Here is a 14,585-nt window from a genome sequence, read left to right as displayed (position 1 = left end):
TAACCCCCCACCCCCATGCAGAGGGGGGTCGACACGATTTGAAACGCAAAGGGGGGTGGGGGTCTGCTATTTGTGGTGTCTTTTTACTTTTCCCAGAGTGTTGTCGTATTCGCTTGCCCACTCCTGAAACCATTCACGGTTATCGTTGGTGATTTGTTTCATCGTCTTTCCCTTTATTGTACTAATTTGTTATGATTGCGAGTTGTTATTTTAATTGGAAACGGACACGATGTCATTTAACAGCACAGCTATTGACCCCCCCCCCAATCCCAACCTTTTTATCCCGTCCCACGCCACCGCTAAAGCATGCTGGGCATCTCGACCTACTGCCTCCTTGAGGAGCCCCTGCCTGCCGCACTGGACCGGCTCTCTACTCTCACCGGCCTCATCGAGGTGGTGGACGAGGGCCCCCATTTTATTACTGATACCGATCTGTTCGATAGCTATTCCGCAGACTTCGTCCTCCATGCCCCCTACCATGGCATGAACATCGCCTGCATCTTCGAGCCCGTCCGCAGGGCAAGCGTCGAGGTGATGACCGACTGCTTTACCGTAGCTGCGGAGATCGGGGCTGCAGTAGTCCTTCACCCGGGCTATTTTGCCTGGGAACAGGAGCGGGAACAAGCTGATCGCCAGTTCCGGAAATCCCTTGCCGAGCTGACCCGTGCTGCCCGCGAGCTCTCGATCACCTTCTCGTTTGAGAACATGGGGGACATGAACTTCTTCAACTTAAGGACTCCTGAAGACCTTGCGATCATTGACGGGACAGCGTTCACCCTTGATGTCGGGCATGCGAACCTCAACCAGTGCCTGCCAGGATTTCTTGAAACGGGGTTTTGCCACATGCACATCCATGACAATAACGGGAAACGGGATACCCACAGCCCTGTCGGGGAGGGCGATATCGATTTTGCCCCGGTAATGGCCGCACAGCGGCGGGAGCAAGCGACTGCGGTCATCGAAGTGAGATCCTTTGACGGCGTCCTGAAGAGTATGAAGGCGCTCGAAACCCTGTGATGGGCATCCGGGTTCCTGCGATACGTTTCCTGGTCGTTTGCCAAGATTTATGGCGGACCGTTTCCTCAATAGTACCGTATGGAGAGGATCACGGCCGTTGCCCGGGGAAGGGTGCAGGGAGTGGGATACCGCCATTTTGTAGAAGAATGCGCCCATGAGACCGGGGTCCACGGGTACGTGAAGAATATGCCGGACGGCACGGTGCAGATGGTAGCCGAGAGCTCCCCGGCCTCGCTTGCAGATTTTATCCGGCTCACCCATGCACGGGACAATCCGGTGATCCAGGTCGAGAAGATCGCAGTCACGCCGGGCCAGGCCACAGGGGAGTTCCATGGCTTCCGGGTGGAATGGTAGACCGGCAGGAGACGGGAGTTCCACATAAAACCATCCTGCGGACAACCGATCCGCTGCCTCCCTCCGCATTCTTCCCGACCATAAACCTGTTGACCCCCGCACCCGTATCCCTATCGGGGACTTCTTATGCAGACGAGGATAACCGGGCGGAGTGCAGCCATCCGGTCATCGCATCCCCTACGGTGACAGGTGTCGTGGTTTTTGTTCCGGCAGACCGGAACTGGCAACAATTCCGGCACAGCGGTTGCAGGGAAGCCGGATTGTGCCATGGAGGCCCGCCCTTTTTTATCTCCTGCCGGAATAACTACTAGTGTAATGAGGCGGCACCAGTGAGCGATGACTCCGGGGATTTCAACCAGCCCTATTTACCCGAGCGGTACAGGAAGAAAGTACGGGAGAACCAGAGCCGCAGGCTCAAAAGAAAACTCCTCCTCGCCGGGGCCATTGTCGTGATTGCGGCTATTGCAATGGTCCTGTTATCCGGTATCTTCCCCGGCCTGAAAACACCGACAACGGCCCACCCGCTTGTGACGGCGCCCGTAACTACCATCCCGCCAACCACGGTTCCCGCGGGTCACGCCGGATTACCGGCGTCGAATGTCACACCGGCAGAGACCTACACCTATCCGGTCGGCCCGGGAGTCCCCGTGCAGGCCTCGGGGGGCATGATCTCCCTCGACGATGCAGTAAATTCGCTCCGGGTATATTACCCGGCCGGAGAATCTGTCATCATGAGCGTAAATTATTCATCCGGATCCAACCGCACACTTTTCGGGTTTATCCTTGCCCCGGTAAATCCCCCCGGGGGAGGGGATTTCGTTATATTCATTGACGGAACGACAGGAGAGCCTTACATGCCCGGGCAGGAAAATGCCACTATCACGGCCACAAAGGCAAAGGTCCAGGCCCTCTCAGAATTCCCCGGGCTCAACCCGGAGCAGGTAAAGGTCTGGTTCGCCAACGATCCGGTCAGGGGTGGCGAATGGCAGTTCATCTTCCTCACCGGGAACACCGAAATCGCCCGGGGGGGCATCGATGCTACCACCGGCGAGGCTATAACACTCATCCTCACGATTCCGCATACCGGGCGACCGGCAGGCCCTTCGATCGACCAGGACCGGGCAAAAGCAATTGCCGACCAGTACATCAGCGACCACAACGGCGGGCCACTTCCCCTCAATATGACAGCAGAGCGGTATGAGGACTGGGGCAACGCCACTGACCCGTCAGCAGGAGAGTACGTCCTTACCTACGAGCGGATCTTCCAGGACTTCCCGGTCGATACAGACAGGATCGTGATTGCGGTGGATTCCGTGACCGGGAACGTGCTTTCCTATGACAAGACGTGGACAACGCAGGATTTCGCCTTCTCACAAACTCTCGAACAGGCAGTCGGGAAACGCGATGCCACGTTTGCCATGATGCAGGCAGCAAAGAACAGGTACCCGGACTCGGTTGAAAGTGTCCGGATCATCTCCGCCGATATCCGATGGAACAACCAGCATACCCCCGGCGTCACCCAGCAGCCCGGAAGTGTACCGCTTGCATGGAAAGTCCTGTTCGATGATGCAACGATCCGGGCCGACCCGTCGCTGCCACAGGGTATCGGCTGGGTCGATATTCAGACCGGCAATGTCACGGAGCTGGAGTACCGGCACTAGAATATCCTTTTAAAAATTATTCTTTTACCTGACTACTCTGCAATCGGAAGGTGCAACGATTTGGCCTTGAAAAGAGGTACTCTTCGGCCGGGAATGTACCATTTTGACTGAAGCACACCCTTGCGTGATAGTTAATAAAAATGTAAAAGAAAATAAAAACTTCAGCACCGGTCGCAGACGAATTCGACCGTGAGTGCTGTCTTCCGCATGTCGCCCCGGATCTGTTTCCTGCCACCGCGGACGAACCACTTATCGCATTTAGTGCAGTGCTTGGGGAGAACCCGGTCCCAGGGCTTCATCGGGATCTCGAGGACAAAGCCGGTCCGGTCCCAGTCTTCCGGGGGTTTCTCCGCGTTCTGCTCGTATGTGGAAACAAACTCCATGATCTGGTGGGGTGGCACGCCCAGGTCCACGAATTTCTTGAAGACGAAGTAGTTGAAGATCAGCCACGAGAGGTCGGACCTGTCGAGTATCCCGTCATACTCCCCGAACGCCTCGTCGAAGTCCTCGAGCGAGCAGCCGCACAGCGGGCATTTTCCGCCGACAAGCTCATCGAGAAAAACTTCTTCCTGGCATCCCGGACAGGTGGTGTGAGGGGACTGCATGCGTGATGTCATTATTTCTCCTTAGTGAATGTGCTATTGGGTATTCATCAGTACTGGGGTTGCTGATCGTTGAGTGGTATAGCTGTTCTAGTATTTGACGGGGCCTGCACATATAGATATCACCAGTGCATACCAGGTCGCAATAAAAGGATAGTGGTCGGATGGAGATCAGTCAGCAGAGGGCTCGGTCGGTTCCATCACAAGAGACCCGAAGACCACCTTCTCCAGGACCTGCGCAACGTACTTGATATGCATCGCCGTCTCAAGATCCTCGTTCCGGTGGACATCGGCATAGAGCTGGACACGCATAAGGGAGAACCGGAACCGGTCGAGCGTCTCATCATCCAGGTTCATCGCTTCGCGGTAGACCGGCTCAAGCAGGTCAGGAAATGCAAGCGGGTTCTCAAGGCATGCAACAATCCCCTTGTAGATCGGGATGGGCTTCTCTTTACCGGTCAGAATCCGCAGGTAGTCCGTCATCTATCCCTCGACAACCCGTATAAGCTCTTCCATGACCTTGTCCACGCTCTTCCACGTGGGGCTGTCACCGCGGCGGATAATAAATGGCCGGCCCTCGTCTCCCGCCTTGCGCATCTCGATATCGAGCGGGATCTCACCGAGGAACGGGACACTGAGCTCTTCGGCAATCTTCTTTCCTCCGCCTTTGCCGAACAGGTCAATCTCCACACCGCAGTGGGGGCAGAGCATGCCGCTCATGTTCTCGATGATTCCGATCACCGGGAGACCGAGTTTCTCGACAAACTTTGCCGATTTCCGGGCATCGAGAGTAGCGACGTCCTGCGGGGTAGTTACGATCACGGCACCACGGACATTGGGCGCGAGCTGGGCAATCGTGAGGGCCTCGTCACCGGTGCCCGGCGGCAGGTCGACAACAAGGTAGTCGAGCGGGCCCCAGTTTACTTCTGCAAGGAACTGCTGGATTGCTGCCATCTTCATCGGGCCACGCCAGATGATCGGGGTGCTCGTGTCCGGGATGAGGAAGGCCATCGAGATAACGGAGAGCTTTCCGGTGACGTGGACGGGCTCGATCTTGTCGCCCGACATCGACAATTTGTGCTCCTCGATCCCCAGCATCTTGGGGATGTTGGGGCCGTGCATATCGAGGTCGAGAAGGCCGACCTTCTTGCCGTGGTTCGAGAGGGCATAGGCAAGGTTGACCGATACGGTCGATTTGCCCACCCCTCCCTTGCCGGACAGGACCATGATGACGTGCTTCACATCGATCTCTGCCTTGGGGGGAAGGCCGGGGGCTGCCCCGGTCTTTGCCGACGAGCAGGTACTTGCAGTCGGGCAGCTGGAGCACTCTTTCCTGCACTCCTCATCCGCCTCTGTCTTCTGGTTGTTCTTCTTTGCCATGATGAACCTCGTTGTAATCGGTACCTGATCGTATCAGTTGTTCGCGAAAGACAATAAAGATGGAAGATCGGTACACCCTGCGCCGGTGAACCTTATTAACGGGAAGGACTGAAGTGAATGATATGGAACGGCTGATCGTAACGCTTGACTTCCTCACATTTCCTCCCACGAACACCTGTGACGGCGGCAATATCTCGCCCCGCATCCGGCTGAAGGGGATCAGCAGCGAGGCTGCATCCGTCGCAGTCATGGTTTTCAACCCGTTCGAGAAGTCCTGCTGTTCGTTCACCCCGTGGATCTGCTGGAACATTCCTCCCGTGCCGGTGATCCCGGAGGGACTCCCTGCAGGACCTGTGGTTTCCGGACCCGTGCCTGCCATTCAGGGAATCACCGATTGCGGCACTACGGGGTATACCGGTCCCTGCCCTCCCCCGGGGGAGATGATCCGGTACCAGTTCAAGGTCTATGTACTGGATACCATGCTGGACCTTCCCGGCGGTTCCGATAAGCACGCACTCGTCACTGCCATGAAAGGGCACGTCCTCCAGTTCGGGGAGACCGTGGCGATTGCCACCCGGTGACCTGCCGGCCGCCAGCTTTATTGCTTATATGGATACTTATCCCTCCTGCAGAGATGACTGGTCATGAGTGATCTTACTGTCAGCATCGATTTCCTGGAGTTCCCGTCAGAGATGATCTGCGGGGGAGAGAACACCTCCCCGGAGATCATCATCAGGGGACTTGATGCCAAAGCCATTGCAATCATGGTCTTCAACCCCTCGATGAAGAACCACCTCTCCTATTGCACATGGCTGATCTGGAACCTCCCTCCGCGGGAAATAATCCCGGCCGGCATCCCCCACGGGAAGATCATAACAGCACCGGTCTCCGCTCTCCAGGGCACAAATGACGCCGGCATTATCGGTTATACTGCCCCCTGCCCGGAGCCGGGCCGGATGCACCGGTACCTCTTCCGGGTGTATGCCCTTGATGACTTCATCGAGCTCCCCGGCGGGGCGAAGAAACACGAACTCCAGGGAGCGATACACGACCACATCGTCCAGTACGGAGAAACGGAATGCGTTGCCACACGCTGACTACGCATGTTCAGGCTGCCACTACCGCCACGTTTATGCCCCGGCCAGTGCTTCATGGCACTGGAGGTTGCTACCATGGAAGAACTCAAAGTAAAAATTTCCGTTAAGATCCTGCCAAGCGACTATACCTGTGATGGCGAAGACCGGTCGCCCGAGATAACTGTCGGGGGTGTGAACACCGGGATAGCAAAGTGCCTTGCGATCATCGTCAATGACCCGGATGCCAGAGGCGGTGGAGGATTTATCCACTGGATTGCCTGGAACATCGAGCTGGTCAGGCTTATCCCGGAGAACATTCAGAAGACGCCCACAGTCACGTTCCCGTTAAGAGCGGTGCAGGGAAAGAACAGTTTCGGGAAGATCGGGTACAACGGGCCCTGTCCCCCGCATGGCCAGACCCACCGGTACTTCTTCAAACTGTACGGGCTGGATACCGAGCTTGCGCTTCCTGCCGGTGCGACAAAAGACGAACTCGCCGCAGCCATGCAGGGCCACGTGGTCCAGTACGGCGAGACCTATGTCACCTATGGCCGGTAAGCAGTTCATCCCTTTTTTACCGGCCCCGTACCGCCGGGGCCGTGTGGCAGGATAAAGAACACGAAGTGGTTACCCGTTGACATACCATTTTTATCCGCGGATTCCCGGAGCAAGGATTGCGCAGTCGTCATCCTTAAGAAGATCGAACACTGAAATGACCTTTGATGCAGGGACCGGCACGGACAGGAGTTCCTGACACGGCGAAGGTGGCCGCGAGCAGGGCAATGAACGGCAAGCGCGAGGAACTCCTGTCACCGCTTGCCACAACGAGCGAGGACGCGGTCCGCAGGCACAACCGGACACCTGAGGATATCCGCACGCCCTACTCCCGGGACGCAGACCGTATCATCCATACCCGGGCCTATACACGGTACATAGACAAGACGCAGGTCTTCTATCTCGTGGAGAACGATCATATCACCCACCGGGTGATCCATGTCCAGCTGGTTTCTAAGATCGCCCGGACGATCGGGAGGTCCCTCCGGCTCAACGAAGACCTGATCGAGGCGATCGCCCTCGGGCACGATATCGGGCATATCCCATACGGCCATTTCGGGGAGAGCTGCCTGTCGGCCCTCTGCGAGCGGTACGGTATCGGGAAATTCTTTCACAATGTCCAGAGCGTCCGGTTCCTCGACCATATCGAAGACTGTGACCTGACTATGCAGGTACTCGACGGTATTCTCTGCCACAACGGTGAAGCGGATGACCTGCGGGTCACGGCAGAGCCCTGCAGCAGCTGGGCCGCGTTTGACAAAAAAGTGCAGGACAATGCCGACGGGAGACGGTCCCGGTCCGCGATGACCCTTGAGGGCTGCGTGGTGAAGTTTGCCGATACTATTGCCTATATCGGCAGGGACCTGCAGGACGCCCGCGAAGTCGGGTTAATCGGCAAGGGTGTGCGGATCCCTGAAGATGCCGGATCCGTTCTTGGCGAGACCAACCGGGAGATCATCAATACCCTGATCTACGACATGCTGGAGAACAGCGATACCGAGGAAGACGGGTTCATCTCCTACAGCCATACGGTTGAAAAAGCCATGATCTCCCTGCGTCGGTTTTCCCGGGATACGATCTACGATCATCCGTTCCTCACCTCGGAACGGGGAAAGATCGAGCGGATGTACGCCACCCTCTTTGAGACCTGCCTCCGTGACCTGGAAACAGAAGACCGGCATGCCAGGATCTTTACGGATTTCCTTGGCACCGGCTGGATCAGCCGGGGGTACCTGGACACTGCCACGCATGCGGAACTGGCAAGGGATTTCCTTGCCGGCATGACCGACAGGTACTTCGCAAAGCGTTACGAGGAATGCGTGATCCCGAGGCGGGTTGAAGGACGCTTCCGCTGAAGAAGAGGTTAAACGGGGCACTTCCCTACCGAATCGTAGTACTGACAGATATCTGCAACCGTCCGGTCAGTCGTACTTGCCTTTGGGCTCTGCCCAGCCGGTGAACCCGCAGTAGATGCAGCCCACACCCTCGCAGTGCCGGCACGCACGTTTCGGTGCGGTGACAAGAACCGTGCCGGTCTTATTGCAATAGATGCACCCCTCACCGCCACAGTGCCCGCAGGTCGCGGGTTCATAGCTCTTCTTTTCGTGAGGGATGGTGTTCACACCCCGTGATCGCAACCGGATGCCGCACCGGGCTTCCTGTCGAAGGAGATCATTCGTCGTCCTCGTCAAGGTACCCGTGCAGGGCATCGTGGAGCTCTGCTGCAGACTGGTAGCGGTCCTGCGGGTTCTTCTCCAGGCATTTCAGGATGATCTTCTCGACTGCCTCTGCATCGGGATTGTACTCGGAGGGAGGGATCGGCTGATCCCGGAGGATGGCATTCCCCACTTCCACGATGCTCTCCCCGCCGAAGGGGATGGACCCGGTGACCAGCTCGTAGAAAACCACACCCAGCTGGTAGATATCTGTCCGCTCGTCGGTCCTGCCGAATTCCGAAGGCGAGACCTGTTCGGGTGCTGCATACGAGAGGGAGAAGCCGGCTACGCTCGATTTTTTCACTTCTGCGGCAAGGACCTTGCTCATGCCCCAGTCCGTGATCTTCGGAACCACGTCTGCCGTGAGCAGGATGTTGTGGGGCTTGATGTCCCGGTGGATGAACCCGTGCTCGTGGGCATAGCGCAGACCATCGGTCACACCCGTGATCAGGTGGACCGCTTTCCAGACCGGCAGGGGTTTGTCAAGTGCCTCAAGGGAGCCCGGCACGAATTCCATCTCTACATAGGGGACGGGGAGGATATTGACCGCGGATACTTCAACGATGTTGGGATGGCGTAAGGTCTCCCAGGCAGCAATCTCGTTGAGGAAGCATTTGCCGGTAACTTCATCGAAACTGATCGGGATCTTGACGGCTACGGTGATCCCATCCGCCTTGCGCCTTGCCGAGAAGACCCATGCAATACCTCCCCTGCCAACAAACCTGATCTCGGTATACTTGTTCTCCAGTTCCTTGGGAAAGTAGTTCTTCTGGTCAGTTGCCGACGGCTGGGGACTGGCCCGGGTCTCTTCCGCATAGACCGTCCGGGTAGCAGGAGTGGTGGTGGTCATCAGGGCCCGGGTACGCTCCACCGCAGTCCGGAGAACAGATGCGGCCTGTGTGACTACGGGGAGCGGGGCTGCCAGGCGCTTCTCTGCATCCCTCCGGGTAAGATAGATTGCACCGCCGATACCTGCAATGACCAGGCCGGCAAAGACGACAATGAGCGGGATAACCGGGAGACCATTTCGTGCAGGGACCGGAGAGGGGGGGGATTGCGAAGGAGAGATCGTGCCGGATTGCCCGGGTGTCCCGCTGGAGGGGGTATTCCCGGGAGCTGGGGTTTGCATCCCTGCCGAAGGTGTCGAAGAGAGACCGGTGGCCGGCAGCGCGGATCCCGGGCTGATCCCGGAATAATAGGCAAGGGGATCCATCAGCGGGAACGCATCCACGATATTCTGGCTGGTACCCTCGCCGGTCGTCCGGAAGACCACGAGGCTGATGATATAGGGCGAGTCCCCTATACCGTCCCCGTTCTTGTCCCGGCCCGGGTAATCATTCCAGTAGTTGCCCATCCGGCTCTGCTGCTTCTGCCCGAGATATGTGTAGCTGTATGCGGACGGGGTGCTCCAGACAGAACTCGGACTCCTGGAGATCACGTTCTGGGTATTGTAAAATGTATTCTGCGCGATGGTGTTGGAGATCGAGGTCTCATCAAGCGTGATCCCAATCGTATTCTGCTGGACCGAGTTTTCCTGGATCTGGTTACCGCTGGCCGATTCAAGGGTGATACCGGCCTTGTTGTTGCCGGTGATTGCATTGTCCTGTATAGTATTTTTTCCCGAAGAAACAAGTGCGATGCCAACGCCGTTGGCCTGGAGGGTATTGCGCTGCACGGTATTGCTGCTGGACGTGATGCGGATCCCGCTCGAGGCACCGTTTTCTATGGTGAAACCTTCAACCGTACACCCGTCAGCAATGATCCCGATGTCATCTCCTTTCTTCCCGGGCTGGATGACCGGCACACCATTGCCGGTATCGACACCGATAAGGGTAATTTTTTTATCAAGTATGATGTTCTCCGCGTAGGTCCCGCTCTCGACACGGATCGTGTCGCCTCCGCTGGACCAGTCGACAGCATCCTTGATGCTGGTAAACTCGGCACCGGTGGGGGCGACGATATGGTCTGCCGCAGAGGCGGGATAACAAAAGGCGGTACTGATAAGCACAAAGAGCACAAGAAGGCAGGTAATCTGCCACACCGGGTTCAGACGGTACGGGACGCGTACGTCCCGGGGGTTCCATAACAGCGCGGGAATCGGGGAATTCATGCTCGTACTCTGGTACCGGAACGTTATGATCAGGGAGATACAGGAAGGATGACGAGAAGTTTTACGCCGGATATTCCCTTTGCCAGCTCGATGAGGTCCCCATCCTGAACCGCGGTCCTGATATTTTTCTCAAGCTTCCGGTTGTTCAGCTGGGTGCCGCCGGTGCTCCCGCAGTCCTCGATGTACCAGCTGCCTTTTTCCCGGACAAATTTCCCGTGCGGCCGGGATACCCTTGTGACCGCCGTGTAACCGTCAGAGAGCACCACGTCGGATTCCGGGCTGAAGGTCCTGACGTTCTCCGGATCGGTCCGGCCGATATTGACGACATCGTTTTTCAAAAGGAAGATCTTACCGTCATCCGGACCCCCAAGTGCAATTGCGGCAGGGACATTGCCCAGTACTTCCCGGGACAAGGTACCTTTCACCTCGTCAAGCCGTCGCGAGATCTCGCTCCCGACTACCTGCACCCGCGTATTGGAGAAGAGCCCCAGGTTCCGTATGATCGCTTCGAGGCCGCCGGGAACAAGGGAATATTCCCAGACGGGATGAATTCCCTTCGATGTAGGGGCACCAAGACCCGCCTCTTTTTTGATGACGCCTATGCTCAGGAGTTTGTCCAGATGTTTCTTGGTATTTTCGTAACTGGTCTCGATCTCCTTTGAGATCCCCCGGGCATCACGGGGTTTTTTCTCGAGGAATTTGAGGATCCTGAGGCGTGCGCTGCTTGATAGCACGTCCAGGTATTCCGAGAGTTCCTCCAAGGAATCGGAATCTTCGTGAACAATAATCGTGGGAGACTTATCTGCAGGATTCATAGCGCTCCACCCGGGTTCCTTTTGTATAACCCGTTAGTCACCGGAAGATAAGGGCATGGCGGTTTATATTACCTCCCTATATACCCATCCGCCCGGTTCCGCCATTGAACCACGGGGTTAGACCCTGGTACCCGGGCGATTTGGGGTATTTATCAGCAGGTGCGTACGACATTACTATCAGGTGATGCACGAACACACAAAATCGGCGTGTCACCGACCCATGCAAGAAAAGCGAGGACCTCCACCGATGAACACGGGCAAGATTCTGATCGGCATTTCACTGATCATGGTATCAGTCGCCATGATCATATCCCCGTCCAATGCTGCCATGCCAGGTGCATCCTGCGTGACATGCCCCCCGGGCATTGTTTTCACCCAGGTCCCCGGCACATATCCCGGCAGTGCTGAAAGCAGCGGGGTCTTTGCACACGCCCCGTTGCCCGCAGGGACCAGTGCCGGACAATCCTCCTCACTATGACACTGACTGCCCGTGCTGTAACCGGTGAGAGTCCTCATGCAAGCCACGCACCCGTACGAACGATGACCATTCATGCACGTCCCCGGTCTACTCTCCAAATGAACCCGGGAATATGCACCCACGCAAAGACCATGCCCCAAAAGGCCGTCCATACCGGCCTGACAGGGAAAAGTCTCTCACTCCAGAGATCCGGGGGTTGCCAAACCTCCGGGAATCATACATCCAGCCATACCATCTTTTTTGTATACCCGTTATAAAAAAAGAGAATTCCTGTATTTTCTGGTTGTATTTCGTATTATCCGGGGATTTCAGTTATCGCGGATCAGTCCTTTTTCTGCAGAAGACGCCCGCAGCATACACCGGCAATTCCCAGCGCTGACATAACCGGGATCACCGACAGGGGAGACTGGGTAGGGCTGGTCACAGGGTAAGGGGTTGGCACCGTGGCAGTGGTTTTCGGAGTAATCGTTCCGGTCGGGACCGGCACAGCTTCCATTACAGTCGCGGTGGTCGGGACTGGAGTCACGTTTCCGGGGGAAGTGAGCCGGACATTGTCAATATACCCGCTCGCATAGATGTCCAGCGGGCCATAATCCCCGATCGAGCCGATATAGATCCGGTTCATGCCGCGGAGGGCTTCACCGGTATTTACGTAATAACTCCAGATCTGGTCCCCCGATATCTTTTCGTTGACTTTCATGGAGAGGACCTTCTGGTCGGCATCGTAATTGACCATGACATGATAGGTTTTGTTGAGTTCGTATTTTACCGTGGGGCCGCTGTAGGCAGCCGGGCCGCTTGAGAGCGTATCATCATTCTGGCTGTTGACCTCCACCATCATATTGCCGGGTGTCACCAGGTGCAGCCACATGATCTGGCCATACTTCGCGTTGGTGAATTCCGTCAGTACGTTAGGTCCCGTTGCCGGATCCATTTCAGAACCGGAGAAACCAATCCGGAACGTGGCACCCGGGTCGACACGGTTGAGGAGGACATCGTATTCAAACGTGAACGACCCCTTGTCATAGTTATTGATAGGGACATAGGCATAACCGCCGTTACTGGGTTCAATCGAGAAATGATACATCTCGAGGCCGGGGTCCCAGTAGTCGAGGGAAGGGTTATTGGTGATCCACTGGGGATCGGTGGCAAAAGAGTTCTGGTAGATCACGTTTATCGGCTGGTCACCGGGAGCCTGGGCAGTGATCGGCACCACAAGTGCCAGGAGGCAGAGTACTATCAGAAAACAAAGAGTGGGGGTTCTTTTCGTCATGGATATTTCCTGTACGGTTCTTTGGAGGGTTTTCATGCAGGCGGCAGATCCCTGGAGGGACAGTACGCTCATATGCAGGAATGAAAGGAATCTTATTGTATACGTACTTTGTCCTGCAATCTTAAAAATATCGAAACTGGACGCGGGAAACGGGATATATTTATGCTAAAATCGCGTACTTATTAGAAAGCAGCAATCGAGTGCTGTGCGATAATAGTCTAGCGGTAGGACAGGAGCTTCCCAAGCTTCTAACCCGGGTTCGATCCCCGGTTATCGCATCTGGCATATGGAATCTGTACCTGAACGCTCGGCAATCCGGATCATCGCTGAGAACCGCAGGGGAGTCCTGCGGGACATAGCAACGGTAGTTGCCCGGCACGATGCCAATATCGTCATGATCAGCCAGGAAGTCTTCGATTCCGGGCCCTATTGCGGCATGGCCGAACTCTATTTTGAATATGACTGCGACGATGCAGGAGACCATGACTCGCTTATCGCAGAACTTAACGATATCCCCTCCGTAAAAGATGTCAGGTCCTACCAGCCGTTCGGGCACATTTTCGGCTCGCGGGTGATCATCATGGGCGGCGGGGCGCAGGTGGCTCAGGTGGCGCTCGGTGCCGTGAACGAGGCGGACCGGCACAACATCCGGGGGGAGAGGATCTCGGTGGACACGATCCCGCTCGTAGGGGAACGGACGCTCGCCCTTGCCGTGGATGCAGTCTCACGGTTGCCCCGGGCCTCGATCCTCGTACTTGCCGGCTCGATCATGGGCGGCGACATTTCGAAAGCGGTGGACCGGGTGCGGGAGGCAGGTATCCCGGTGATCGCACTGAAGATGGCGGGCACCGTGCCGCAGCATGCGGACCTCGTGGTCACCGACCCGATCCAGGCAGGCGTGTTTGCAGTGATGCATGTCAGCAGCAAGGCTGTGTTCGATATCAACCGCGTCCGCGGGCAGGAATTTTAATGGATATCATTGCAAAAGCGGTCTCGATCCTGATGCACGATGGCATCGTTGTCTATCCTACCGAGACGGTATACGGCCTGGGCGCCGATGCATTCTCCGACGAGGCGATCCTGAAGGTTTACGAGGCGAAGAAACGCCCTGTCGGGATGCCGATCTCGATTGCGGTCTCCGATGCGGATATGCTCCACGCAGTCGCCCGGACCGAGCCGTGGATGGAGCCGTTTATCTGCACATTCCTTCCCGGGCCAGTAACGGTAATCCTCCCCTCCCGTAAAAGTGTCCCGGCGATCCTGACAGGCGGGACCGGCCTTATCGGCATCCGTATGCCCTCCCATCCGCTCGCGCTCGAGCTGATCCGGCAGTTTGATTCCCCGATCACCGCGACGAGTGCAAACCTCCACGGGGGAAAGGAACCGCATATCCCCGATGAATGCACGGTCCCCCGTGAACTGCTTATTGACGGGGGCAAACTCCCCGGCACCCCGAGCACCGTGGTTGACCTGACAAGGAAACAGGTCCTCAGGGCGGGAGCCGATATCGACCGGGTAGCGAAGTTCTTACTGACGCTCTGAGGTTACC

17 protein-coding genes and 1 tRNA gene are annotated in these 14,585 nt (G+C 56.8%); 11 read left to right on the top strand and 7 right to left on the bottom strand.

Annotated elements, in window-relative coordinates; all coding sequences use genetic code 11:
• Positions 1-306: 306 nt before the first annotated feature.
• The 3 genes from WBL42_RS08125 (at position 307) to WBL42_RS08115 (ending at position 3,032) form a co-directional block, all read left to right on the top strand.
• The gene (locus tag WBL42_RS08125; protein ID WP_424720776.1) at positions 307-1,017 is read left to right on the top strand and encodes a sugar phosphate isomerase/epimerase family protein; all 711 of its coding nucleotides are present in this window, start codon (positions 307-309) and stop codon (positions 1,015-1,017) included.
• 78 nt (positions 1,018-1,095) lie between these two features.
• Positions 1,096-1,371 carry an acylphosphatase gene (locus WBL42_RS08120; RefSeq protein WP_424720775.1) on the top strand — a complete coding sequence of 92 codons (276 nt, stop codon included), beginning with the start codon at positions 1,096-1,098 and terminating at the stop codon, positions 1,369-1,371.
• A gap of 329 nt (positions 1,372-1,700) precedes the next feature.
• Positions 1,701-3,032, top strand: coding sequence for a YcdB/YcdC domain-containing protein (locus WBL42_RS08115; RefSeq protein WP_424720774.1), 1,332 nt, complete (start codon positions 1,701-1,703; stop codon positions 3,030-3,032).
• 161 nt (positions 3,033-3,193) lie between these two features.
• Here WBL42_RS08115 and WBL42_RS08110 read toward each other — a convergent pair whose 3' ends face one another.
• The 3 genes from WBL42_RS08110 to WBL42_RS08100 form a co-directional block, all read right to left on the bottom strand.
• The gene (locus tag WBL42_RS08110; RefSeq protein ID WP_424720773.1) at positions 3,194-3,649 is read right to left on the bottom strand and encodes a hypothetical protein; all 456 of its coding nucleotides are present in this window, start codon (positions 3,647-3,649) and stop codon (positions 3,194-3,196) included.
• 156 nt (positions 3,650-3,805) lie between these two features.
• Positions 3,806-4,117, bottom strand: a complete 312-nt coding sequence (locus WBL42_RS08105) for a hypothetical protein (RefSeq protein ID WP_424720772.1) — start codon at positions 4,115-4,117, stop codon at positions 3,806-3,808.
• Positions 4,118-5,014, bottom strand: a complete 897-nt coding sequence (locus WBL42_RS08100; RefSeq protein WP_424720771.1) for an Mrp/NBP35 family ATP-binding protein — start codon at positions 5,012-5,014, stop codon at positions 4,118-4,120.
• A 122-nt stretch (positions 5,015-5,136) separates the two neighbouring features.
• Between WBL42_RS08100 and WBL42_RS08095 the strand changes: the two genes are divergently transcribed.
• The 4 genes from WBL42_RS08095 to WBL42_RS08080 all read left to right on the top strand — a co-directional run bounded on the left by WBL42_RS08095 (position 5,137) and on the right by WBL42_RS08080 (position 8,000).
• Positions 5,137-5,595, top strand: coding sequence for a YbhB/YbcL family Raf kinase inhibitor-like protein (locus WBL42_RS08095; RefSeq protein ID WP_424720770.1), 459 nt, complete (start codon positions 5,137-5,139; stop codon positions 5,593-5,595).
• Between the two features lie 63 nt (positions 5,596-5,658).
• Positions 5,659-6,111, top strand: coding sequence for a YbhB/YbcL family Raf kinase inhibitor-like protein (locus WBL42_RS08090; RefSeq protein WP_424720769.1), 453 nt, complete (start codon positions 5,659-5,661; stop codon positions 6,109-6,111).
• Positions 6,112-6,165: 54 nt separating this feature from the next.
• Positions 6,166-6,648: a YbhB/YbcL family Raf kinase inhibitor-like protein gene (locus WBL42_RS08085; RefSeq protein ID WP_424720768.1), complete on the top strand. Its 483-nt coding sequence runs from the start codon at positions 6,166-6,168 to the stop codon at positions 6,646-6,648.
• Positions 6,649-6,812: 164 nt separating this feature from the next.
• Positions 6,813-8,000, top strand: coding sequence for a deoxyguanosinetriphosphate triphosphohydrolase family protein (locus WBL42_RS08080; RefSeq protein ID WP_424720767.1), 1,188 nt, complete (start codon positions 6,813-6,815; stop codon positions 7,998-8,000).
• Positions 8,001-8,066: 66 nt separating this feature from the next.
• Here WBL42_RS08080 and WBL42_RS08075 read toward each other — a convergent pair whose 3' ends face one another.
• From WBL42_RS08075 to WBL42_RS08065, 3 genes are read right to left on the bottom strand one after another with little or no spacing between them, the layout of a single operon-like run.
• Positions 8,067-8,336, bottom strand: coding sequence for a hypothetical protein (locus WBL42_RS08075; protein WP_424720766.1), 270 nt, complete (start codon positions 8,334-8,336; stop codon positions 8,067-8,069).
• Positions 8,317-10,470: a protein kinase domain-containing protein gene (locus tag WBL42_RS08070; RefSeq protein WP_424720765.1), complete on the bottom strand. Its 2,154-nt coding sequence runs from the start codon at positions 10,468-10,470 to the stop codon at positions 8,317-8,319. The genes WBL42_RS08075 and WBL42_RS08070 overlap by 20 nt, the downstream gene beginning before the upstream one ends.
• Positions 10,471-10,499: 29 nt before the next feature.
• A complete protein-coding gene (locus tag WBL42_RS08065) occupies positions 10,500-11,285 on the bottom strand; it encodes an FHA domain-containing protein (protein WP_424720764.1) in 786 nt (261 codons plus the stop codon).
• Between the two features lie 247 nt (positions 11,286-11,532).
• Here WBL42_RS08065 and WBL42_RS08060 point away from each other — a divergent pair, with 247 nt between their 5' ends.
• Positions 11,533-11,763, top strand: a complete 231-nt coding sequence (locus tag WBL42_RS08060; protein ID WP_424720763.1) for a hypothetical protein — start codon at positions 11,533-11,535, stop codon at positions 11,761-11,763.
• 322 nt (positions 11,764-12,085) lie between these two features.
• Here the strand turns inward: WBL42_RS08060 and WBL42_RS08055 are convergent, their stop codons facing one another.
• Entirely contained in the window at positions 12,086-13,036 is a 951-nt protein-coding gene (locus WBL42_RS08055) for a hypothetical protein (RefSeq protein ID WP_424720762.1), read from the bottom strand.
• A gap of 207 nt (positions 13,037-13,243) precedes the next feature.
• Here WBL42_RS08055 and WBL42_RS08050 point away from each other — a divergent pair.
• From WBL42_RS08050 to WBL42_RS08040, 3 genes are all read left to right on the top strand, one after another.
• Positions 13,244-13,314: transfer RNA gene (locus tag WBL42_RS08050), tRNA-Gly, on the top strand.
• Positions 13,315-13,322: 8 nt separating this feature from the next.
• Entirely contained in the window at positions 13,323-14,006 is a 684-nt protein-coding gene (locus WBL42_RS08045; RefSeq protein WP_424028172.1) for a DUF5612 domain-containing protein, read from the top strand.
• Complete coding sequence (locus tag WBL42_RS08040; protein WP_424720761.1) at positions 14,006-14,578, top strand: L-threonylcarbamoyladenylate synthase; 573 nt, start codon at positions 14,006-14,008, stop codon at positions 14,576-14,578. The genes WBL42_RS08045 and WBL42_RS08040 overlap by 1 nt, the downstream gene beginning before the upstream one ends.
• The last annotated feature ends 7 nt before the right edge of the window (positions 14,579-14,585 follow it).

The sequence above is a fragment of the Methanoregula sp. genome (genome assembly GCF_049686655.1).
Taxonomy (GTDB): Archaea; Halobacteriota; Methanomicrobia; order Methanomicrobiales; family Methanospirillaceae; genus Methanoregula.
The sequence above is the reverse complement of the archived record's forward strand: the minus strand, read 5'-3'. Positions and strand labels throughout refer to the sequence as shown.

What these genes read in the sequence shown, in the direction of transcription:
- WBL42_RS08060 (WP_424720763.1), top strand. Translation starts at nt 11,533, where the DNA reads ATGAACACGGGCAAGATTCTGATCGGCATTTCACTGATCATGGTATCA.
- WBL42_RS08070 (WP_424720765.1), bottom strand. Translation starts at nt 10,470, where the DNA reads ATGAATTCCCCGATTCCCGCGCTGTTATGGAACCCCCGGGACGTACGC.
- WBL42_RS08120 (WP_424720775.1), top strand. Translation starts at nt 1,096, where the DNA reads ATGGAGAGGATCACGGCCGTTGCCCGGGGAAGGGTGCAGGGAGTGGGA.
- WBL42_RS08105 (WP_424720772.1), bottom strand. Translation starts at nt 4,117, where the DNA reads ATGACGGACTACCTGCGGATTCTGACCGGTAAAGAGAAGCCCATCCCG.
- WBL42_RS08045 (WP_424028172.1), top strand. Translation starts at nt 13,323, where the DNA reads ATGGAATCTGTACCTGAACGCTCGGCAATCCGGATCATCGCTGAGAAC.
- WBL42_RS08095 (WP_424720770.1), top strand. Translation starts at nt 5,137, where the DNA reads ATGGAACGGCTGATCGTAACGCTTGACTTCCTCACATTTCCTCCCACG.
- WBL42_RS08085 (WP_424720768.1), top strand. Translation starts at nt 6,166, where the DNA reads ATGGCACTGGAGGTTGCTACCATGGAAGAACTCAAAGTAAAAATTTCC.
- WBL42_RS08090 (WP_424720769.1), top strand. Translation starts at nt 5,659, where the DNA reads ATGAGTGATCTTACTGTCAGCATCGATTTCCTGGAGTTCCCGTCAGAG.
- WBL42_RS08040 (WP_424720761.1), top strand. Translation starts at nt 14,006, where the DNA reads ATGGATATCATTGCAAAAGCGGTCTCGATCCTGATGCACGATGGCATC.
- WBL42_RS08080 (WP_424720767.1), top strand. Translation starts at nt 6,813, where the DNA reads ATGCAGGGACCGGCACGGACAGGAGTTCCTGACACGGCGAAGGTGGCC.
- WBL42_RS08065 (WP_424720764.1), bottom strand. Translation starts at nt 11,285, where the DNA reads ATGAATCCTGCAGATAAGTCTCCCACGATTATTGTTCACGAAGATTCC.
- WBL42_RS08125 (WP_424720776.1), top strand. Translation starts at nt 307, where the DNA reads ATGCTGGGCATCTCGACCTACTGCCTCCTTGAGGAGCCCCTGCCTGCC.
- WBL42_RS08055 (WP_424720762.1), bottom strand. Translation starts at nt 13,036, where the DNA reads ATGACGAAAAGAACCCCCACTCTTTGTTTTCTGATAGTACTCTGCCTC.
- WBL42_RS08100 (WP_424720771.1), bottom strand. Translation starts at nt 5,014, where the DNA reads ATGGCAAAGAAGAACAACCAGAAGACAGAGGCGGATGAGGAGTGCAGG.
- WBL42_RS08110 (WP_424720773.1), bottom strand. Translation starts at nt 3,649, where the DNA reads ATGACATCACGCATGCAGTCCCCTCACACCACCTGTCCGGGATGCCAG.